This window comes from Oceanobacillus sp. GQ8 (genome assembly GCF_059758495.1).
The window spans coordinates 366879-387994 of sequence record NZ_JCAXEV010000003.1; the positions used below are offsets into that span (position 1 = coordinate 366879).

General features: G+C 40.2%; 19 protein-coding genes and 1 riboswitch. Of the genes, 15 read left to right on the top strand and 4 right to left on the bottom strand.

Translation table 11 applies throughout. From position 1 onward, the window contains the following. Window positions 1-124: 124 nt before the first annotated feature. Window positions 125-1279 (bottom strand): acyl-CoA dehydrogenase family protein, encoded by a 1155-nt coding sequence (locus AC6CHS_RS10650; protein ID WP_498235975.1) that lies wholly within the window; start codon window positions 1277-1279, stop codon window positions 125-127. A 611-nt stretch (window positions 1280-1890) separates the two neighbouring features. On the opposite strand from AC6CHS_RS10650, the gene AC6CHS_RS10655 reads away from it, so the two are divergent. From AC6CHS_RS10655 to dhaM, 15 genes are all read left to right on the top strand, one after another. Continuing rightward, window positions 1891-2907, top strand: coding sequence for an ABC transporter ATP-binding protein (locus tag AC6CHS_RS10655; RefSeq protein WP_058950863.1), 1017 nt, complete (start codon window positions 1891-1893; stop codon window positions 2905-2907). Next, complete coding sequence (locus tag AC6CHS_RS10660; RefSeq protein WP_498235976.1) at window positions 2894-3823, top strand: ABC transporter ATP-binding protein; 930 nt, start codon at window positions 2894-2896, stop codon at window positions 3821-3823. Before AC6CHS_RS10655 ends, AC6CHS_RS10660 begins: the two co-directional genes overlap by 14 nt. Before the next feature lie 7 nt (window positions 3824-3830). After that, window positions 3831-4793, top strand: coding sequence for an oligopeptide ABC transporter permease (opp4B, locus tag AC6CHS_RS10665; protein WP_036575438.1), 963 nt, complete (start codon window positions 3831-3833; stop codon window positions 4791-4793). Window positions 4794-4820: 27 nt separating this feature from the next. Continuing rightward, entirely contained in the window at window positions 4821-5729 is a 909-nt protein-coding gene (locus AC6CHS_RS10670) for an ABC transporter permease (protein WP_498235977.1), read from the top strand. A gap of 154 nt (window positions 5730-5883) precedes the next feature. Further along, the gene (gene opp4A / locus AC6CHS_RS10675) at window positions 5884-7728 is read left to right on the top strand and encodes an oligopeptide ABC transporter substrate-binding protein (protein ID WP_498235978.1); all 1845 of its coding nucleotides are present in this window, start codon (window positions 5884-5886) and stop codon (window positions 7726-7728) included. A gap of 287 nt (window positions 7729-8015) precedes the next feature. Next, window positions 8016-9863: an asparagine synthase (glutamine-hydrolyzing) gene (asnB, locus tag AC6CHS_RS10680; protein ID WP_498235979.1), complete on the top strand. Its 1848-nt coding sequence runs from the start codon at window positions 8016-8018 to the stop codon at window positions 9861-9863. Window positions 9864-10129: 266 nt separating this feature from the next. Continuing rightward, entirely contained in the window at window positions 10130-12562 is a 2433-nt protein-coding gene (locus AC6CHS_RS10685; RefSeq protein WP_498235980.1) for a penicillin acylase family protein, read from the top strand. 69 nt (window positions 12563-12631) lie between these two features. Next, window positions 12632-12913, top strand: coding sequence for a YciI family protein (locus AC6CHS_RS10690; protein ID WP_498236480.1), 282 nt, complete (start codon window positions 12632-12634; stop codon window positions 12911-12913). A 47-nt stretch (window positions 12914-12960) separates the two neighbouring features. After that, window positions 12961-13007, top strand: a riboswitch (PreQ1 riboswitch). A gap of 79 nt (window positions 13008-13086) precedes the next feature. Next, complete coding sequence (gene queF, locus AC6CHS_RS10695) at window positions 13087-13575, top strand: preQ(1) synthase (RefSeq protein ID WP_498235981.1); 489 nt, start codon at window positions 13087-13089, stop codon at window positions 13573-13575. A 197-nt stretch (window positions 13576-13772) separates the two neighbouring features. Next, the gene (locus AC6CHS_RS10700; protein WP_498235982.1) at window positions 13773-14414 is read left to right on the top strand and encodes a queuosine precursor transporter; all 642 of its coding nucleotides are present in this window, start codon (window positions 13773-13775) and stop codon (window positions 14412-14414) included. A 517-nt stretch (window positions 14415-14931) separates the two neighbouring features. Beyond that, on the top strand, window positions 14932-15762 hold the full coding sequence (locus AC6CHS_RS10705) for an MIP/aquaporin family protein (protein WP_036575421.1): 831 nt from the start codon (window positions 14932-14934) through the stop codon (window positions 15760-15762). 12 nt (window positions 15763-15774) lie between these two features. Further along, window positions 15775-17268: a glycerol kinase GlpK gene (gene glpK / locus AC6CHS_RS10710; RefSeq protein ID WP_106897480.1), complete on the top strand. Its 1494-nt coding sequence runs from the start codon at window positions 15775-15777 to the stop codon at window positions 17266-17268. A 188-nt stretch (window positions 17269-17456) separates the two neighbouring features. Next, on the top strand, window positions 17457-18452 hold the full coding sequence (gene dhaK / locus AC6CHS_RS10715) for a dihydroxyacetone kinase subunit DhaK (protein ID WP_106897479.1): 996 nt from the start codon (window positions 17457-17459) through the stop codon (window positions 18450-18452). A gap of 30 nt (window positions 18453-18482) precedes the next feature. Further along, window positions 18483-19103 carry a dihydroxyacetone kinase subunit DhaL gene (gene dhaL, locus AC6CHS_RS10720; RefSeq protein ID WP_498235983.1) on the top strand — a complete coding sequence of 207 codons (621 nt, stop codon included), beginning with the start codon at window positions 18483-18485 and terminating at the stop codon, window positions 19101-19103. A gap of 3 nt (window positions 19104-19106) precedes the next feature. Continuing rightward, on the top strand, window positions 19107-19481 hold the full coding sequence (gene dhaM, locus AC6CHS_RS10725; RefSeq protein ID WP_498235984.1) for a dihydroxyacetone kinase phosphoryl donor subunit DhaM: 375 nt from the start codon (window positions 19107-19109) through the stop codon (window positions 19479-19481). A gap of 293 nt (window positions 19482-19774) precedes the next feature. On the opposite strand, the gene AC6CHS_RS10730 is transcribed toward dhaM, so the two are convergent. The 3 genes from AC6CHS_RS10730 to AC6CHS_RS10740 all read right to left on the bottom strand — a co-directional run bounded on the left by AC6CHS_RS10730 (window position 19775) and on the right by AC6CHS_RS10740 (window position 21053). Continuing rightward, entirely contained in the window at window positions 19775-19951 is a 177-nt protein-coding gene (locus AC6CHS_RS10730) for a hypothetical protein (protein WP_498235985.1), read from the bottom strand. Between the two features lie 12 nt (window positions 19952-19963). After that, complete coding sequence (locus AC6CHS_RS10735) at window positions 19964-20443, bottom strand: GNAT family N-acetyltransferase (RefSeq protein WP_498235986.1); 480 nt, start codon at window positions 20441-20443, stop codon at window positions 19964-19966. 364 nt (window positions 20444-20807) lie between these two features. Continuing rightward, the gene (locus tag AC6CHS_RS10740; RefSeq protein ID WP_498235987.1) at window positions 20808-21053 is read right to left on the bottom strand and encodes a hypothetical protein; all 246 of its coding nucleotides are present in this window, start codon (window positions 21051-21053) and stop codon (window positions 20808-20810) included. Window positions 21054-21116: the final 63 nt, after the last annotated feature.

Sequence of the window (21116 nt, forward strand, 5' to 3'; positions counted from 1 at the left end):
CTAACTTCCCCCGAGAACCAGCAAATATCGCTCGAGAAAAGCAAAGAATCGCCAGAGAAATCGCCACACCACCCATCCAAAAAAAAACACCTCTGATCCGCAAACCAGAGGTGGTACAACAAAACTATTCGTTTTCTTTTATGCTTTTATCTGCTAACTGCATGATGGTCATATCATCCATAGGCGGGTTATGAAGGCCTGCTCTAACATCACGATAATAGCGTTGCAGCGGATTTTTTCGCGAGAGACTCCTTGCACCTGCCACACGCATTGCCAAATCAACTGCTTCAAGTGCTTTATTCACTACAGAAAGCTTTACGGCACCAAGCGTCGGTTTCATTTGGTTTCGAGCATCTTCACTAGCCGAGTCCCATTCCTGCGCCACAGCTTGTAAGAAATAGGTGCTCTCCATCAATGCTAGCTCGATGTCACCGAGTTTCTGTTTTACATTAGGCAAGTCAGATATGGTGCCTTCCACACTATTAGGAGAATAACTAGTAGCAAATTCAATTGCATGGCGTTGAGCAGCACGTGCAATTCCTAAGTAGCAAGCAGGTATATGAAGAAGCCACCCAGCTGCAGTTTTTTTGCCTGGTGTTAGATTTTCTACCAAGTCATCCTTATTAATAGGGACATTCTCTAGAATTAAGTCATGACTACCAGTGCCTCTCATTGCAATAGAATCCCATGTTTCCTTGACCTGAACACCAGGTAAATCTCGTCTAACGAGAAAATTAGCTACCTTGTCTTGATCCTTGATAGAGGCGCTGACCACTATATAATCCAAAACAGGGGCCAGCGTAGTGAAGGTTTTACGTCCGTTCAGTACCCAACCATCAGCTGTCAATCTTGCAGTGGTTTCCGGCTTGCCACCTCGGGTTGGGCTGCCTGTTGCTGGTTCAGAGGCAGCATTATTAATTAAGGCACCAGTATTGACGACATCTTCAGCAAAACTACGATATGTTGCTTCATCCCAGACATTATTTTCTCCTAGGTGCTTCGTAATACCCATATGCCACCCAACTGCAAGCGCTGTAGAGCCATCAGCTTCTGCGATAAGCTGCTGCAGGGACAACAACTCAGACAACGAAATACCTGCACCACCATACTTTTGTGGAACAGTAAGTGCCGTATAGCGTGCATCTTTTAATTCTTGAAAATTCTCAAAAGGGAAACTTGCTTCTTCATCGTGTTTGGCAGCTCTTTCTTTAAATGGCTTAATTATCTCTAATAAAGCTTTATGGCGTGCTGCTTTTGTTTGTAAATCAAGTAGATTCAATTTTATTTCCTCCTAATGTCTATAAAATTACTTGGGATTATATATATTATTCCATTCAGTGCGAAAATTTACAAAAAAAATAACCTATTAAAAGTGAGGGGAACAATAGTAAAGAAAATGGGAGAAAAACAACCAAAAATCGACGTAGATAACGCTTTTTCTACAATACTAGCATGTTTAACTTACTAGATAAAAGTCCTCATAAACGACAGGATTCCACAAAATCTAGAAATTTATACCTATAAATTGTATTAGAAGCTATTGCTTTTTTGAAAATATTCACTTATAATCACATATAATCTATTAAGTTTTTATTAAGAATTTATTTCTTACACATACTTTATTAACTTTTATAGATTTCAAAGGTATATAAAACAATGCTGGTTTGAAATGAGTGAGCATATGGGATGACAAAACGTCGAGAGAACACCTTTAATGTTTTGAATTTTCAGAAGAATAGAAAAAGCGGTGAAAATGGAAATATGGACAAACAAACCCATATTTTTTTACCTTAAATATTCAGAACGTTCATTCGATATTCAAAATTAGCACGAGTTACTGGCTATCAGGCCAATATATAAAACTATAGAAATATTTGTAGGGGGATTAATTTGAGTAAAGAGTTGTTAGAAATTAAAAACCTAAAAACATCATTTAGAATAAAAGATGACTATTATGCAGCAGTGGATGATGTAACGTTGACACTGAACAAGAATGAAGTACTCGGGATCGTAGGAGAATCTGGTTCCGGTAAAAGTGCTCTTGCATTTTCGGTTATGGGTTTGCATAATCGTGCCAAAATTGAAGGGAATATTCATTTTAAGGATGCGGATATTGCCAATATTTCACCTGCTAAACTAAATAAGTTACGCGGTGATGACATGGCCATGATTTTCCAAGACCCGTTAACCGCATTAAACCCATTGATGCCAGTTGGGGATCAGATTGCAGAGGCAATTCTTCTCCATAAAAAAGATATGTCAACAAAACAGCGTAGAAATAAGGTAGTTGATTTACTCAATAAAGTAGGTATTCCTCGTCCGGAGCATACCTATGATCAATTTCCACACGAGCTTTCTGGTGGAATGCGACAACGGATTATCATTGCGACCGCTATCGCCAACCAGCCGGAGCTCCTTATAGCAGACGAGCCAACAACTGCGCTAGATGTAACCATTCAAGCACAGATACTGGACTTGATTCGTGACTTAAAAGAAGACATGAATGCTGGAATTATTCTTATTACGCACGATCTCGGTGTTGTTGCGGAAATGGCTGACAGGGTTGCAGTTATGTACGCAGGCCAAATCGTAGAGATTGCAGAAGTTGGGGCATTGTTTGAAAACCCTCTTCACCCGTACACAAGATCGTTGTTAAATTCCATGCCATCTGAGGATGAAGCACAGGACAAATTACATGTAATTCAAGGAATTGTACCATCATTGCAAAATCTGCCACGTCAAGGCTGTCGATTTGCTGCACGTATTCCTTGGGTTGATGAATCAGCCCATGAAGAAAACCCGGAATTACATGAAGTAACGCCAGGTCACTTTGTTCGTTGTACATGTCATAATCATTTTTACTTCCCAGATGAGAGCAAGGAGGAGCAAGCAAATGGCGTTTCTTAAAGTAGAAGATTTAAAAGTACATTTCCCTATCAAAGGTGGATTATTTAATCGCACAATTGGTGCAATCAAAGCTGTTGATGGTGTGTCCTTTGAAATCGAACAAGGTAAAACATATGGTCTAGTTGGTGAATCTGGATCAGGGAAAACGACAACAGGTAGAGCAATTGTCGGATTAAATGAGATTACTGAAGGCAAGATCACATATGAAGGCGAAGAGTTGAATATAAAAGGAAAGGCAATTGATCCACGAAGAGACATTCAAATGATCTTCCAGGATCCATATTCTTCCTTGAATCCAAAAAAACGCGTACTCGATATCATTGCAGAGCCACTACGAAACTATGAAAAGCTCTCAAGAAAAGAAGAAAAGGAACGTGTTCATGAATTATTAGAGCAAGTTGGACTGAGTCCTGAGAGTATTTTGAAATATCCACATGAATTCTCCGGTGGACAAAGGCAACGGATTGGGGTTGCAAGAGCAATTGCCTTGAAACCAAAACTAATCATTGCCGATGAACCAGTTTCTGCATTAGATGTTTCTGTACAAGCACAGGTACTGAACTTTATGCAGGATATACAAAAGGAACTAAATTTAACCTATTTATTTATTAGTCATGACCTAGGGATTGTAAAACATATGTGTGACGAGATCGGCATTATGTATAAAGGCCGTTATGTAGAATCAGGCACAAAGCAAGATATTTTCAACAGTCCACAACATATATACACGAAAAGATTGGTTGCTGCGATTCCGGATATTGACCCGAAAAAACGGGAAGAGAAGAAGCAATTTAGGCAGGAAGTACAAACGGAATACGAGCAATCATATAATGACTATTTTGATAACGAGGGCTTGGCTTACGGTTTACAATCCGTATCCGATACACATTTGGTAGCTTTGCCGGAGAAAGGTTGAATAGAACATGTGGAAATTCATAGTTAGACGACTTTTTATAACACTACCTCAAGTTATTCTGTTGAGTGTCTTAATATTTTTAATGGCACAAATGATGCCAGGTGATGCACTATCTGGACTTATTGATCCAAATATTGATCCTGCGGCGATTGAGCAACAAAGGGAAAACCTAGGGTTAAATAATCCATGGTATGTACAATACACAGACTGGATAACTGGAGCATTACAGGGAGATCTTGGCCAGTCATTCCGATATAAAATGCCTGTAACAGAATTAGTGGAACAACGTTTAATTAACACTTTCTGGCTCTCTGTTGCCACATTACTTATTACTTATATCATTGCTATTCCGCTAGGTATCACAAGCGGTCGGTACAATGATTCTTGGGCAGACCAAATGATAACTGGTTATACTTATATAGGATTTGCAACACCGTTATTTATCTTCGCACTTGTAATGCTATGGGTGTTTGGATATCAGTTAGGTTGGTTCCCAACGGGCGGAAGTGTAGCTCCAGGTTTAGAACCAGGATCGTTTGATTATGTACTAAGTAAATTGCAACATCTTTTACTGCCTGCCATTTCAATGGCACTCATCACTACAGTAAACACAGTGCAATATTTGCGAAGTGAAATTATAGATACCAAACAGAAAGACTTTATTATTACAGCAAGAGCAAAAGGTGCTTCTGAATCTAGAGTCTATAATCGACATATCTTAAGAAACTCACTATTACCGATTGCAGCATTTTTCGGTTTCGAAATTACTGGGCTCATTGGTGGGACCGTGTTTGTGGAGAATATATTCGGATATCCGGGTATGGGGGATCTATTTATCCAATCCATTTTGCTACGTGACTATAGTGTAGTAACAGCAGTCGTGTTACTGTTCGGTATTGCTTCGATTTTAGGGGCATTGATCTCCGATATAATCTTAAGTCTTGTAGACCCACGTATACGTATTAAATAGAAATCGATTGACTCTGAGGTGAAAAAAATGGAATCAAAAGAAATAAAACTTGATGATACACAGCATGTGGCAACGAAAAGTCCATCTGGTTTTAGCATCATCTGGCGAGAGATTGTCCGAGACAAAATAGCATTAGTCTCCTTAATCCTATTGGTTTTAATAACAAGCTTTGTATATGGTATATCCTTATTTCTAAATCAAGACGAAATTGTAACGGTAGATTTGTTTGCAATACATGAACCACCTGGTGAAGATTTCCTTCTCGGAACCGATTATGGCGGTAGAGATATTTTCGGTCAGCTAATTATTGGGACGCGAAACTCATTATCTATTGGGATCTTAGTTACCTTGATGACAGGTGTTATCGGTGTACTATATGGTTTGGTATCAGGCTACTTCGGAGGAACGATCGATAATATCATGATGCGTATCGTTGACTTCTTCTTAATTTTACCTTTCCTAATGGTTGTCATCGTATTCGTTGCAATTGTTCCGAAATATAGTGTCTTGTCCTTCTCGCTTATTATGACAGCATTTCTATGGATGGGAATTGCAAGGCTCATTCGTTCAAAAGCTTTACAGGAGAAAGAATTGGATTATGCTCAAGCTTCTAAAACATTGGGATCCTCCAATTTGAAAATAATGTTAACGCAAGTATTACCTAACTTAAGTTCATTAATTATTGTAACCATGACTTTGAACCTTGCAGCAAATATTGGCTTGGAATCAGGCTTATCCTTCTTAGGTTTTGGCTTTCCTGAAAGTACACCGAGTTTAGGAACATTGCTAAGTTACGCTAGGAATCCACAAACGTTGGAATATCGATGGTGGATTTGGGTACCAGCTGCCATCTTGATATTAGTATTAATGCTAAGTGTTAACAATGTCGGGCAGGCTTTAAAACGCGCCACCGATGCAAGACAACGAAGAGGGTAATACAACAATCTTTACCCTTTATGCGCAACATTTAATCATTGTTACCTGCATTTCTATGACTAAACGTAGAAATGTTGAGTATATATTGTAACGGCCCGATTTATCCTATCGGTCTGTTACACAAAAGAAAGGCAAAAAAAGGGAGGTTATTAGGATGACGAAAGCAAGTTGGAGTAAGGCGCTATTCGCACTTATGCTTGTTTTGTTGCTTGCTCTTGCAGCATGTAACAGTGGTGGAGATTCTGAGGAAAGCGGAAGCTCTGACTCAGAAGGAAGTAGTGAGGAAGGTGGGGAAAAAGAAGAAGAAGCAGAAGATGGATTATACTCTATCGATGATTTCAACCCTGCTAAGACAAATGAAGGAGAAGCAATTGAAGGTGGAGAGCTTAACTTTGGTTTAGTTAGTGATACTGCTTTCGAAGGAACGCTAAACTGGAATTTCTATTCTGGAGCTCCTGATGCAGAAGTTATTGATTGGTTTGACGAACCACTTCTATATAATGACGAAAACTATCTTTATACAAATGATGGCCCTGCTTCCTATGAAGTGGATGATTCAGGAAAAGTATTTACTTTTACTATTAAGGACAATGTAAACTGGCACGATGGCGAACCAGTTAAAGCGGAAGACTGGGCTTACTCTTTTGAAGTAATTGGAGATGCAGAGTATACTGGTGTTCGTTATGGTTCAGATTTTACAAATATTGAAGGTATGGATGAATACCATGCAGGAGAAGCAGACTCTATTTCAGGTATTGAAGTTGTAGATGAAAAAACGTTGAAAATTACGTTCAAAGAATCTACACCATCACTACTTACAGGTGGTATCTGGCCATATGCAATGCCTAAACATATCTTTAAAGATATCCCTGTAGCTGACATGGCTGAATCAGACGAAGTACGAAAAAATCCGATTGGAATGGGACCTTTTAAGGTAGATAGCATCGTTCCAGGGGAATCTGTAACATATACTAAAAACGAAGACTATTGGCAAGGAGAAGTAAATCTTGACAAAGTTACACTAAAAGTTATTAACCCAAGTACAGTCGTTCAGGCTCTTGAAACAGGCGAAGTAGATTTAGTTGATAGTTTCCCTGTTGATCAGTTCCCTGATAATGCAGATATGTCAAATGTTGAATATTTGGGTATGACTGATTTAGCCTACACATATATTGGGTTTAAGTTAGGAACATGGGATAAAGAAGCTAAAGAAGTAAAACCAGATGATAGTATGAAAATGGCTGATGTCAACTTGCGTAAAGCGATGTGGCATGCTGTTGATAATAACGCAGTAGGAGAAAAATTCTATAACGGGTTGCGTTGGAATGCAACTACATTGATTCCACCGTCACATCCTGAATTCCATGATGCTGAAAATCCTGGTGTAGAATATGATCCGGAGAAAGCGAAACAAATTCTTGATGAAGCTGGATACGAAGATGTGGATGGCGATGGCATGCGTGAAAACCCTGAAGGCGAAGAGTTAGTAATTAACTTTGCTTCTATGTCAGGTGGAGACACTGCTGAACCACTAGCTAACTACTACATTCAGTCTTGGGAACAAGTTGGTTTAAATGTACAATTACTTGATGGACGTCTACAAGAGTTCAACACATTCTACGATCGTGTAGGGCAAAGTGGCGATGACGATCCAGCTGTAGATATTTTCCAAGGTGCATGGAGCGTTGGCTATGATGTGAACCCTGATGGACTTTATGGACGTGACGCATTATTTAACTTCCCACGTTATGCTAGTGAAGAAAATGACAAATTATTGGAAGCAGGCGTATCAGCTGATTCCTTTGATGTAGAGAATCGTAAAAAAGTTTACAATGAATGGCAACAGTTAATGGTAGATGAAATTCCAGTATTCCCTACACTATATCGTTCAGTATTAGTACCGGTTAATAACCGTGTACAAAACTACTCTATTGCTGTAGACTGGTTTGACAGATACAACCTAGCTGTTACTGCTGAAGAAGCGCCTACAGCTGAATAAGCATAAAAAAGAAGATCCTTTACGGGTCTTCTTTTTTGTACATGGAGGAAGTATAATATGAGCAAGGAAGTAAAGTCGGCACAGTTAAAATTGTGAAGTACCAAGTATAAGAAAAGCATACCCATTCACTTAAGGGCGGAGCGAGTTTTTCTAAGCGAATTTTCACATATATGCATATTTCGCAACTGTATCTACATAGCATGATAACTTAAGGGAACGCATACTTTTTTGCCCACATGCATATGATGGTCTGTATAGATTTTTGCAACGAGAAAGGATGACGCACTATGTGTGGGATTGCCGGCTATGTAGATTGGCATACATTTGCACGTTCAGATAAAACCATCATAGAAAATATGACAGATACCCTGTCACTTAGAGGACCGGATGATACGCAGTATTGGTTCCATCCTCACGCTGCCTTTGGACATAAACGCTTGTCTGTCGTAGATTTAGAAGGTGGCGTACAGCCGATGACCAGAAAAGCGAATGGCTACCAATTTACAATTGTTTATAATGGAGAGTTATATAATACGGAAGAATTGAGAAATGACTTAGTTAAAGAAGGGTATCAGTTTAAGACTACATCTGATACAGAGGTTCTGCTCACTGCCTACATTGCTTGGCGAGAAAACTGTGTAGATCGTTTAAATGGAATTTATGCCTTTGGAGTTTGGGATGAAGAGAAAAATCAACTTTTTATGAGCCGTGACCGTCTTGGTGTAAAACCGCTCTTTTACTATGAGGCAGAAGGAAAATTTGTGTTTGGGTCAGAATTGAAGGCTATTTTGGCACACGTTGATGTGAAACCAGAAGTAGATAAATCAGGTCTTGCAGAAGTATTTGGACTAGGACCATCACGAACACCAGGCCATGGCCTATTTAAAGGCTGTAAGGAATTGCGAGCAGGACATTCGTTGAGCTATTCCAAGCAAGGATTACAGGTATGGCGCTATTGGAATGTAGCGAGTAAACAGCATACCGATTCATTGGACGAAACAGCAGAAAAAGTAAGGCATTTATTCGTAGATGCAGTGCAACGTCAGCTCGTTGCAGATGTACCCGTATCAACCTTTTTATCAGGTGGGCTAGACTCCAGCGCGATCACAGCAATCGCTGCGGACCATTTTGAAAAACTGAGACAAGAACAGCTTACCACTTTTTCGATAGATTATGAGGGAAACGACGAGCATTTTGTTGCAAGTAAGTTCCAACCATCAAGTGATCAACCGTGGATAAAGAAAATGGTTGCTTATAGTAAAACAGATCACCATGATGAAGTGATAAGCGGTAAGGAACTTGCGGATCACTTGAAGGAGTCTGTTTATTTGCGTGATCAGCCTGGCATGGCAGATATTGATTCATCAATGTTATGGTTTTGTCGGAAAATTAAAGAGCATACAACGGTGAGCTTATCCGGAGAGTGCGCTGATGAGATTTTTGGTGGTTACCCATGGTTTCATAACCCTCCTAGTAGTGAAGAAGCAAGCTTTCCTTGGATGCGCTCCCTTGATTCTAGAGTGGATTTATTACTCCCAGAATGGCAAGAAAAGCTTGATCTTAAAACATATGTAGAAAATCGCTATCAGGAAACCATCGCAGAGACCCCGCGTTTAGAGGGTGAAACGGAAGAAGACGCACGTCGCAGAGAACTCTTTTACTTGAACATGCACTGGTTTATGGCACAGCTGCTTGATCGTAAGGACAGGATGAGCATGGGAGCCAGCCTAGAGGTTCGGGTGCCCTTTGCAGATCATAAGCTTGTAGAATACGTTTGGAACATTCCATGGGATATAAAAATGGTGGGAGATAGAGAAAAAGGGATCTTACGTAAAGCAATGGAGGGCATATTACCTGATGAAGTGCTTTATCGCAAGAAAAGCCCATATCCCAAAACATTTCAACCAGAATATACGGAGGCAGTCGTTACCTGGATGGAAGAAATTTTAGATGATGAAAATGCCCGGCTTTTTGAATTTATGGATAGAGAGAAAGTAAAAGCTATTTTAGAAAGTGAAGGAAAAGAATTTAAGGATCCGTGGTATGGCCAGCTTATGAAAGGGCCGCAACTCATTGCTCATTTATGCCAAATTGATTATTGGCTGCGGAAGTATAATGTGACCGTATCAGAATAAGTATAAAACCCTGCAAAAGTGCAGGGTTTTATTTAATGGAGAGGTACAATCATGACTTTAAATAATCACTTAAGCTATCCAATCAGCCTCAGTAATGTTTCAATCAATGACAAAAGAGTGCCAATCAACGCCATAAGTATTTTAATCGACCACAAGGTTGTGCCAATCAACGCGATAGCTTTTCAATCGAGACACGAGTGCACCAATCAACTACATATAGCATTCCAGTCGGCCAAACACCGAAATGAGCAGGATTATTCTAAATTATGGCGAATAAGCTATATCATAGAGAAAATATAAATGGGGGAATGACGGTGGAGGCACAAAGTATAGAAGTAATCCAAGAAACAAAAAAGAAAAAATGGAAAAAGCGCGTCCTGATAACTACTGGCATAATCATAATTATTCTACTTATTACCTTATTTTTTGTAAACGCATACATAAATCGTTCTCTGGCACAAGTTGATGGAGAAATTGACCTGGCAGGATTACAGAATGAGGTAACAGTCGTGACAGATGAACAAGGGGTGCCACATATTAGCGCAACCACAGAGCATGACTTATATATGGCTCAAGGCTATGTGCAGGCTCAACACCGGATTTTCCAAATGGAAATGTCGCGTCGCCAAGCTTCAGGGACATTAAGTGAAATCGTAGGTTCAGCAGCAGTGGACAATGATAAATACTTTCGTACTTTGGGGCTAAGAAGAGCGGCTGAGAAATCATATGAGCTATATACCGACGAATCCAAAGCTGTTCTCCAGAGCTTTGCAGATGGCGTCAATGCCTATATTGAGGAAGCAATTGAAGATAAAAGTTTACCAATTGAGTTTACCTTGATGGGATCTAAGCCAGCGGAATGGACACCATTAGACTCCCTAACTATTGGAAAGTATATGGCATTCGATTTGGGCGGACATTGGGAAAGCCAAGCCTTTAATCACTACCTATTAGAAACATTTGAGGAGGAGAAAGCACTAGAGCTTTTCCCAGCATACCCGAAAGATAAGCCGACTATTATCGGGGAAGGGGAACTGGATATTGCTAGTAGCTTTGAGAAGGCAGTGATCCCTCATACGTTTAATGGGAGTAATAACTGGGTGATTAGCGGAGATAAAACAGCTTCAGGCATGCCCCTGCTTGCAGATGACCCGCATTTGGGGTTAGCAACACCTTCGATTTGGATCCAAATGCATTTACAAGCAGAGGAAATGAATGTAAGTGGCGTAATTTTCGCTGGAGTGCCTGGAGTTATTCTCGGCCACAACGAGGATATAGCCTGGGGCGTAACCAATACAGGGCCGGACGTGCAACAGCTATATGTCGAAAAGCGGAGTCCGGAAAACGATACAGCATTTCTTTATGAAGATAGCTGGGAAGAAGCAAATGTTATTGAAGAACCAATTAAGGTAAAAGATGAAGAAACAATCGATTACGACGTGATAGAAACAAGGCATGGTCCAATCATTTCGGAATTTGCTGAGGACACAGGTAAAGATACCGTTCTTTCTTTAAGATGGACAGCCTTGGATGCGACAACAGAGCTGGAAGCGATTTTGTCTATCAATAAAGCAGCTGATTGGGAGCAATTCGAAACCGGTTTAGAGAAGTTCCTTGCTCCAGCACAGAATTTTGTGTTTGCCGATAAGGATGGCACAATAGCCTATAAGGCTAACGGAAACATTCCCATCTATGAGAATGGGGAAGATGCTTTGCTTCCATTAGCCGGATGGGAAGCAGAAAATGAATGGAAAGGGTTTATCCCGTTTGATGAGCTGCCACATGTAGTAAATCCGGAAAAAGGCTATATTGCCACAGCGAACAATAAAATTACCGGAGACGATTATTCGTACCATATAAGTAATGTTTGGGCACAGCCATACAGATATGAGCGAATTTCTGAAGTGTTAGAAGCAGGAACAAACCTAACAGCTGAAGACATGATGGCAATACAGATGGATATTAAAAATTTACGTGCAAGAGAATTTGTCCCGCTTTTCACAGAGACTTTAAGTGGAACAGAGCGTACAGATAGCGAGCAACAGGCTATCCAACTATTACAAGAATGGGACTATGAAGATGATGTCGAAAGTTCCCAAGCCCTCCTTTTTCACCATTGGATGGAGGAGATCGAAAGCCGATTATATAAAGATATACCACGTAACATGATGGGTATGTTTTCTGGTAAAGGACAAACAACAGATGAATTGTTACGAACCGCTCTTCGTGGAGATACATCTATTTGGATCGAGGAAGAAGGCGGGATAGAAGCACTATTGAGAGAAACATTTAGTAAAACGATAGAGAAGCTACGGGACGAATACGGGGACACGATAAATGAATGGCGATGGGGAGACTATCACCAGGTTCAATTTGTCCATCCACTTTCTGGAATTAATCCTGTCCTGGCCTTTTTCTTCAATAATGAGAAGCCGTTGGAAGTCGGGGGAAGTAGTGTTACCCCAATGGCAGCAAGCTATGAGAAAAAGACAGGGATGGTCGATCACGGGGCATCCTGGAGATTTGTGATTGATTCCAATGACATGCAGAAGGGCTATCATATTGTAGGTCCAGGGCAATCCGGGCATTTTAAAAGTGACTGGTATGATGACCAGTTGGAGGATTGGGTGTACGGAAACTATCATGAAACAAATCTTAAGTCATTTAACGGAGAGAAACTTACTTTGAAGCCGGAATAATTCCACTTGCCATGTGACGAGAAAAACGACAAAATAAGAGATATGCTAGAAATAGAAAGGGAGAACATAATGAATTACTATGCGGCATTGTTGCCAATAAAGGATGAAGAAAAAAGTAAAACGTATCGTCCTGACCATTTAGCTTATTTGGTAGAGATGGAGGAACAGGGGAAGGTATTTGCCAAAGGCAGATTTACAGACGGTGCTGGTGGACTAGTCATTTACCAGGCTGATAGTCTAGAAGAAGCAGAAGCATTAGTTAAAGCAGATCCGTATGTTGAAAAAGGTGCACGAAACTATGAAGTGCATGAATGGACAATGGTGCTTGTAGGGGACAAACCACAATCATAATTGCATTGACAGTGTTATGGCCAATCGATATAATATGTCAGGTATCAATGCGAGAGGTTCTTAGCTTTAACCCTCTATAAAAAACTAAGGACAGATGATGCGAATCAAGCCATGTGCCTTAGGTAGGTACATGGCCTTTTTGATGTGAAAAAATAGTAAAAGGAGGTAATACGATGAAAGAACAAGATCTTTCCGAACTAACACTGCTTGGAAGTCAGGGAACAACCTATGCGTTTGACTATAATCCTGACGTGCTAGAAATCTTTGAAAACAACCATCAGGACAGAGACTACTTTGTGAAATTTAATTGTCCTGAATTTACGACCCTTTGTCCGATGACAGGGCAGCCAGATTTCGCTACCTTATACATAAGCTATATTCCCGATGTGAAAATGGTAGAAAGTAAGGCTCTTAAATTGTATTTGTTCAGCTTTCGTAACCATGGTGGGTTTCACGAGGACAGTATCAATGTGATCATGAACGATTTAATTAGCTTAATGGATCCTAGGTACATTGAGGTGTGGGGAAAATTCACCCCTCGTGGTGGCATCTCGATCGATCCATATTGTAACTATGGGAAGCCAGGAACGAAGTATGAAAAAATGGCAGAGCAACGACTAATGAATCATGATCTTTATCCAGAAAAAATAGACAATCGATAATAGAGGGTTGCTAAGTTCTTCTCATATAAAGTGAAACTTCAATCAGTGGGGGGTATTTTTTCTTCCCCCACTGATTGTTAGTTGAACGAATCGGGGTGTTAGCGTCCGTTTACTCCCACTAAAAACTCACGGTTTCACTTCATATTTAGAAGCGGGAGTCTTACGGACGGTTGTACCGGGAAAGAGGAGAGGAAAAAATGTATTTATATCTAAATTCTTTATTTGCAGGACTATTAATAGTATCAAATATTCTAGGTGTAAAACTCTTTGCAATCGGAGAGTTTATTTTGCCGGCAGCGGTTATTGTGTATGTAATTACCTTTATCATCACGGATGTTATAGGGGAGGTGTACGGGAAGCGAGCTGCAAGGAAGACGGTTCAGGCAGGCTTTCTTACACAGATCCTCGTTCTTGTTTTTGTATTTATTGCAATCGAGTTACCAGCTGCACCAGTCTTTACAGTACAGACAGAATTCGAAACCATTCTAGGTGGTAGCTTCCGTGTGATGATAGCAAGTCTATTATCATACTTAGCCAGTCAGCACTTGGATGTCAGCTTGTTTCATCGCCTAAAAATGAAGCATGGTAATAGTAAGCTATGGCTACGAAACAATCTCTCCACAATGACTAGTCAGCTGGTGGATACGAGCATCTTTATCACCATTGCATTCTGGGGAAAAGTGCCAACTGCCGTTTTACTTGGAATGATTGCCACACAATATTGTTTTAAACTGCTTGTTGCCATTGTGGATACCCCTATTGTGTATCTTCTTGTCAGACTGGCTAAGCGTGACAAAGATAAAGTCGAAACGAGCGATTTACTTGTAAACCATTCCTAACATCGGAATGGTTTTTTGTTAGGAAAGTATAAAATTTCAGCTAGGAAGCAAAGGCGACGCAGTTAAAATCTTGGAGCATAAACATCTAGTAAACTTGCACTACTAAACTGCTTCATTTCCCGGGAAATATATGTCGTTATTTGCAGGAAAACACCACTTAAAGCATGAGATGCCTACGGTATTATTTTTAATCTAGTTACATAAACTAATAATGCTTGTACCTGATTTAAAGAGAAAAGGGGGGCAGAGAATGTAAGACTTTTTGCTTGTAAAGACTTGGATACGGTTCAAAGGTATGAGGCTATTAAGGACGAAATCTAATAATCTAGGAATAATTTATTAAAATTCATTGACAACGCTTTCAGTTTCGTTTATTATGAAAGCACAAGTTAATTATGTGGCGGAGATATGGAGACCCACACTTTAATAGATATTCCTTGCTAGGAGTATGTCTGTTAAAGTGTGGGTCTTTTACCGTTGGCGATTAACTATTTATGAACATAAAGGGGTGTCTTACATGTCCGAGTTTTTAGCAGAACTTATTGGTACGATGATTTTAATCATTTTTGGTGGCGGTGTAGTAGGTGGCGTCGTCTTGAAGAAAACCAAAGCAGAAGGTGCTGGTTGGGTAGTCATTACAATAGGCTGGGGGCTTGCCGTTGCTTTAGGTGTTTATGCCGTTGGAAATTTTTCAGGAGCACATTTAAATCCTGCTGTAACGCTCGGATTTGCCGCAATTGGTGAATTTCCGTGGGCGGATGTACCATTATACATTACAGCACAATTAATTGGTGCCATGATTGGGGCAGCGATTGTATTCTTTAATTACTTACCACATTGGAAAGAAACAGAAGATCAAGGTGCTAAGCTGGGCGTATTTGCTACAGATCCAGCAATTCGTAGCCCATTCTCCAATTTAATTAGTGAGATGGTTGGAACATTTGCATTATTGATGGGACTTTTATTCATTGGTGCAAACGAATTCACAGAAGGGTTGAATCCAATTATCGTGGGTGCACTTATCATTGCCATTGGGATGTCACTTGGTGGAGCTACAGGCTATGCGATTAACCCTGCAAGGGATTTGGGTCCACGTATCGCACATGCGCTTCTTCCAATACCAGGAAAAGGCGGTTCTGACTGGGGGTATTCTTGGATTCCAGTTGTAGGACCAATTCTTGGAGGTATCTACGGAGCAGTATTCTATAATGCTATGTTTCTAGGAAACTTCGGTGCTCTTTTCTGGATAATGAGCGCATTGGTAGCAATCCTATTCATTGGTGCAGCAAATGCTGAATTGAAAAAAGGAAAAAGTACAGCAAACAAAGTAGAACAAAAAATTTCTTAAGGGGGAATTATAATGAGTAAAAAGTATATCTTATCCATTGATCAAGGGACTACTAGTTCACGGGCTATTTTATTTAATCATGACGGAGCAATCGTAGAAACAGCACAAAAGGAATTTCAGCAATTTTTCCCGGAGCCAGGCTGGGTGGAGCATGATGCCAATGAAATCTGGACATCTGTTCTAGCTTGTATCGCGGATGTGCTTCGTAAAGCAGACGCAGAACCGACAGACATTGCTGGAATTGGAATTACGAACCAGCGTGAGACTGCAGTTGTATGGAATAAAAACACAGGGAAGCCAATCTATCAGGCGATTGTTTGGCAATCCAGACAGACAGAAGGCATTTGTAGAGAACTAAGAGAAGCCGGTCACAATGAACTTTTCAATAAGAAAACAGGTTTACTACTTGATCCGTATTTCTCTGGAACAAAAGTAAAATGGATCCTTGATCATGTGGCAGGCGCAAGACAGAAAGCAGACAATGGCGATCTGTTATTTGGAACGATCGACAGCTGGCTTGTTTACAAGCTTTCCGGTGGAAAAACACATATTACCGATTACTCTAATGCGTCAAGAACCCTTATGTTCAATATCTATGATCTAAAGTGGGACGATGAATTGCTTGATATTTTAACTGTTCCAAAAAGCATGCTACCTGAGGTAAAGCAATCATCTGAAGTTTACGCACATACTGCTTCTTACCATTTCTTCGGCCATGAGGTGCCAATTGCAGGTATAGCGGGCGACCAACAGGCAGCATTATTTGGTCAGGCGTGCTTTGAAAAGGGAATGGCGAAAAACACATATGGAACAGGTTGTTTCATGTTAATGAATACTGGTGAAGAAGGCGTTAAATCAGAGCATGGCTTGTTAACAACGCTTGCTTGGGGTGTTGATGGAAAAGTAGAATATGCACTAGAAGGAAGTATCTTTGTCGCAGGTTCTGCTATTCAGTGGCTACGTGATGGTCTAAAACTTATTGAAAGCGCACCACAAACGGAGCAGCTTGCTAAAAATGTAGATTCTACTGATGGTGTTTATATGGTGCCAGCATTTGTAGGACTTGGTACACCTTATTGGGATAGTGATGCAAGGGGTGCTATGTTCGGATTGACGCGTGGTACGACTAAAGATCACTTTGTTCGTGCAACACTAGAATCACTTGCCTACCAATCAAAAGATGTATTGGATGCTATGATCAAAGATTCCGGTATTGATCTTAAAACATTGCGTGTAGATGGTGGAGCAGTAAAAAATGACTTCCTAATGCAATTCCAAAGTGACATGCTGGATGTACCTGTTGAACGCCCAGATGTACAAGAAACTACCGCACTTGGCTCAGCTTATCTAGCTGGCTTAGCTGTAGGGTATTGGAAAGATAAAGAGGAAATCGCAAAACAATGGAATATCGAGAAAACATTTAAACCAGCTATGACAGAAGGAAAGCGTAATAGCCTTTATGCTGGTTGGGAGAAAGCGGTCGAGGCTACAAGAACGTTTAAATAGAAACCTGTAAAGGGAAAAGAAAGGGGAAGCTCCATTTATCTTTATAAACAAAGGTAAGTAGAGTCTTCCTCTTTCTCATCTCCAATGGAAATTGACTGAGTAAAAGAAATCGAAAAGAAGCACATTAATAGCTAACATGCATGATTGCTTGATTCATTGCAAATTTTAATGGAAGAGGAGAGAAGATAATGAAAAAAATTATTAACGATCCAAATCAAGTTGTACAAGACATGGTGCAAGGAATGGTAGTAGCCTACCCAGAAGCATTAAAGCAAGTACCTGAGACAATGGTTCTTGCTAGAAAAGATTCGCCTGTCCAAGGAAAAGTAGGGATTGTCAGTGGCGGAGGAAGCGGCCATGAGCCAGCACATGCTGGGTATGTTGGAAAAGGAATGCTTGATGCTGCAGTAGCAGGTGAAGTGTTTACCTCGCCAACACCAGATCAAGTATTGGAAGCGATCAAAGCAGTAGATGGTGGGTCAGGCGTATTTCTTGTTATAAAGAATTATACGGGAGACGTTTTAAACTTTGAAATGGCAGCAGAACTAGCAGAAGCTGAAGGTATTGATGTGCAGTATGTCGTCGTCAATGATGATGTTGCAGTAGAAGATAGTTCGTTTACGACTGGCCGACGAGGAATTGCTGGAACAGTCTTTGTTCATAAAATTACAGGCGCAAAAGCAGAGTCTGGTGGATCTTTAGCAGAAGTAAAACAGGTTGGAGAAAAGGTGGTTGCCAACGTCCGTTCCATGGGGATGGCGTTAAAACCATGTACTGTCCCGGCAGCTGGGAGTCCAAGCTTTGAATTAAAAGACGATGAAATGGAAATCGGCATTGGAATCCATGGCGAGCCTGGGATAGAGCGGAAGGAAATAGCCAGCGCAGACCAAATAGCAGAGGAATTAACCGCAAAAGTTTTACAAGATCTTGACTATACTACAGGCGAAGATGTTGCTGTGATGATCAATGGTCTGGGCTCTACACCAGAAATGGAGCTGTACATTGTAAATAAACGGGTACAGGAAATACTAAAAGAGAAAGGTATTACCGTGTACAAGACATTTGTCGGAGAGTACATGACAGCACTTGAGATGACAGGATGTTCTGTCACCTTACTCAAGCTGGATGATGAGCTAAAAACATTGCTGGATGCCGATTCAGATGCTCCTGCTTTTCGTAGCTAATATTGGTCAACAAAGAAAGGAGAATTCGCAATGGAATTAGACGTACAACTCATAGTAGACTGGATGAAAAAAACAAATGAAAAAATGCAGGAAAACAAACCTTATTTAACGACATTGGATCAACCGATAGGGGACGGCGACCATGGGATTAATATGGCAAGGGGCTTTCAAGAAGTCGAAAATAAGGTAACAAAGGAAACCTATGAGACACCTGCAGATGTGCTAAAAGATGTTGCCATGACGCTCATGTCAAAAGTGGGTGGTGCGTCTGGCCCATTATTTGGAACAGCCTTTTTAAAACTCTCGACTGCCGTGAAAGGTTCCGAAACGGTCTCATATGATTCGTTTGTTGATGGAATAGAGCAGGCAGTCGCAGGGGTGAAACAACGCGGTAAGGCAGAAACTGGAGAAAAGACCATGGTTGATGTGTGGTATCCAGTTTCCGAAGCGCTCACTGAGGAGCAAGATTTTACAGCAGAGGTTTTATTAGAGACAGCAAAGCAGGCAATGGAGAATACGAAGGATATGCTGGCCACAAAAGGGCGTGCCGCTTATTTTAAAGACAAGTCACAGGGACATATTGATCCAGGTTCTGCCTCTTCCTTCTATTTATTTGAAGCATTAAGTGATGTACTGAAGGAGCGTGCATAATCGATGAGTTCTTATGTAGGTATTGTCCTGATTTCTCATAGCCCTAAAATAGCGGAAGGTCTCAAAGATCTAATTCGTCAGGTAATGACAGACGTACCAATTGAAACAGCCGGTGGTACAGATGACGGTGAGATTGGTACTAGTATTGAGAAAATCACAGGCGCGATAGCGGAAGCAGACAAGGGAGAAGGCGTGCTGTTATTTTATGATATCGGTAGCGCCAAGATGAATGCGGAAATGGCAATCGAAATGAACGAGACAGAGAAGGCTCTCCTTGTTGAAGGTCCTTTAGTTGAAGGGGCTTATGTAGCAGCAGTGGAGTCAGGCATGGGGAAAACCTTGCAGGAAGTGCATGACGCTGTAAAGAAAGCATTTTAAAATAGAATAGAGAAACAGCCTTAGGGGAGAAAATCCTTGAGGCTGTTTTTTTGATAAGATGGTGGATTAGCGAAGAAAAAAAGAGGATGTGAAATTCACCTTACTTCATAAACCTTCTAACCTGGATACCATTTATAATGGTTATGCTAGCCATAACTACTAGCCAAATATAGAGAAGTTTTGGGTCTAGTTCAAGCGTTTCTATCAAATATAAGATATTGGCACGAACAGGAAAATAAACCCGTTAAGGATGGCTTGTTTTCCTTGCTGTTTCTTATTGGATCCTATCCGATTCAGGAATCTCTCTGTTTCAACACTATCGCGTGCATATTTAGATAAATTGCATAAATCCCGACTAACAGAATAATGACTTGTCCAATTAGATTAATACCAAGCCAGTAATTAAATACAAATAGTAACAAAGCAGAAATTACTACAATAGCCAGCACATTTTTAAAATACTTATTCATTATTGATCCCTCTTATTTCAATTTTTTTATATACCAAGCATCCATTGCATCATGATCAGATCCCTCTAGTGCTTGATCAAGCAGCTCAAAGCCTAATTTATTGTATAAGGAATTTGCTACCTTGAGCTTGTCTAATGTTTCTAAGTAACAATATGAATAATGTTCCTTCGCGTATGTAAGGGCCACATTCATCAGCTTTTTTGACAGTCCTATTCCTTGAGCTTCTGGTGCGATGTAAAGCTTTTGAAGTTCACATACGTCTGCAGTCTGTCCATAAGGACCAATGCCAACACCACCGACGACCACGTCTTGTTCATTGACAGCAACCCAATAATTAGCCTTTGCTTGTTGCTGGTAAAATTGCGCCAAGCTTTCTAGTTGTGGATCATAATAGGCTGTTCCCGGAATGTCCAAATCAAATGATTCTAATGAACGTTTGATAATATGTTCTATTCTTTGGTTATCTTTTACTTCTATTTCTCGAATGATCATGAAAATGCTCCCCCGGCGTATGCGATTTATAGTATTATTCTATTCACTTTCTTTCTACAATTCAAATTAATTCTAGAATATCGTGTAGTTTTTCTAACAGAAGTGTATATCACCCAACCAGATACATGTTTTAGGACTCGAGTTTAATTAGAAGGAAGTGTTTTAATCATCGCTACGGAAAATTTTACGCTTTCCAGGAGCGGCTGCTAAGTCTCCTCGTGCTTGACGCACTGCGGGGTCTTATCTAGGCCTTTTCTCCCCTAGGAGTCTACAAATTTTCCTCTGCTGGATGTTGTGTCCTTTATCTAACAAAGTATTTTTAACCCTTTAGCATGTTAGGTGGATAACACATCATTGCCAATTATCATTTCTTAGAAAAACTTTCTAATTCTCTCTCAATCTCTTCATCACTCACCTCAACTTTTTCTTCTTTTAAATCAAGGTGTTTACTAATCATTGATAGTTTTTCTTTAATAGATAGTAACTGACTAATACCATAGAATAGCGACCCTGCGATAATGCCAAAAGCAATTGCGATACCAAATACATTAAATGGGATTAAGATATACCCTAAAATGCTACTAAAAAATATAGCTCCAAATAATTTCATTGATTTAAATCCTCCTTAGAAAAAAATTCCTAATGCCATGATACCATGTTAGTGCTGCTTGTT

Bases quoted from the DNA above. Each gene is read 5' to 3' on its own strand.
- AC6CHS_RS10700 (WP_498235982.1), top strand. From the start codon at position 13,773: ATGTATTTATATCTAAATTCTTTATTTGCAGGACTATTAATAGTATCA.
- AC6CHS_RS10740 (WP_498235987.1), bottom strand. From the start codon at position 21,053: ATGAAATTATTTGGAGCTATATTTTTTAGTAGCATTTTAGGGTATATC.
- AC6CHS_RS10705 (WP_036575421.1), top strand. From the start codon at position 14,932: ATGTCCGAGTTTTTAGCAGAACTTATTGGTACGATGATTTTAATCATT.
- queF (WP_498235981.1), top strand. From the start codon at position 13,087: ATGAAAGAACAAGATCTTTCCGAACTAACACTGCTTGGAAGTCAGGGA.
- AC6CHS_RS10685 (WP_498235980.1), top strand. From the start codon at position 10,130: ATGGCGAATAAGCTATATCATAGAGAAAATATAAATGGGGGAATGACG.
- asnB (WP_498235979.1), top strand. From the start codon at position 8,016: ATGTGTGGGATTGCCGGCTATGTAGATTGGCATACATTTGCACGTTCA.
- AC6CHS_RS10670 (WP_498235977.1), top strand. From the start codon at position 4,821: ATGGAATCAAAAGAAATAAAACTTGATGATACACAGCATGTGGCAACG.
- dhaL (WP_498235983.1), top strand. From the start codon at position 18,483: ATGGAATTAGACGTACAACTCATAGTAGACTGGATGAAAAAAACAAAT.
- AC6CHS_RS10660 (WP_498235976.1), top strand. From the start codon at position 2,894: ATGGCGTTTCTTAAAGTAGAAGATTTAAAAGTACATTTCCCTATCAAA.
- glpK (WP_106897480.1), top strand. From the start codon at position 15,775: ATGAGTAAAAAGTATATCTTATCCATTGATCAAGGGACTACTAGTTCA.
- opp4B (WP_036575438.1), top strand. From the start codon at position 3,831: ATGTGGAAATTCATAGTTAGACGACTTTTTATAACACTACCTCAAGTT.
- dhaM (WP_498235984.1), top strand. From the start codon at position 19,107: ATGAGTTCTTATGTAGGTATTGTCCTGATTTCTCATAGCCCTAAAATA.
- AC6CHS_RS10730 (WP_498235985.1), bottom strand. From the start codon at position 19,951: ATGAATAAGTATTTTAAAAATGTGCTGGCTATTGTAGTAATTTCTGCT.
- dhaK (WP_106897479.1), top strand. From the start codon at position 17,457: ATGAAAAAAATTATTAACGATCCAAATCAAGTTGTACAAGACATGGTG.
- AC6CHS_RS10735 (WP_498235986.1), bottom strand. From the start codon at position 20,443: ATGATCATTCGAGAAATAGAAGTAAAAGATAACCAAAGAATAGAACAT.
- AC6CHS_RS10690 (WP_498236480.1), top strand. From the start codon at position 12,632: ATGAATTACTATGCGGCATTGTTGCCAATAAAGGATGAAGAAAAAAGT.
- opp4A (WP_498235978.1), top strand. From the start codon at position 5,884: ATGACGAAAGCAAGTTGGAGTAAGGCGCTATTCGCACTTATGCTTGTT.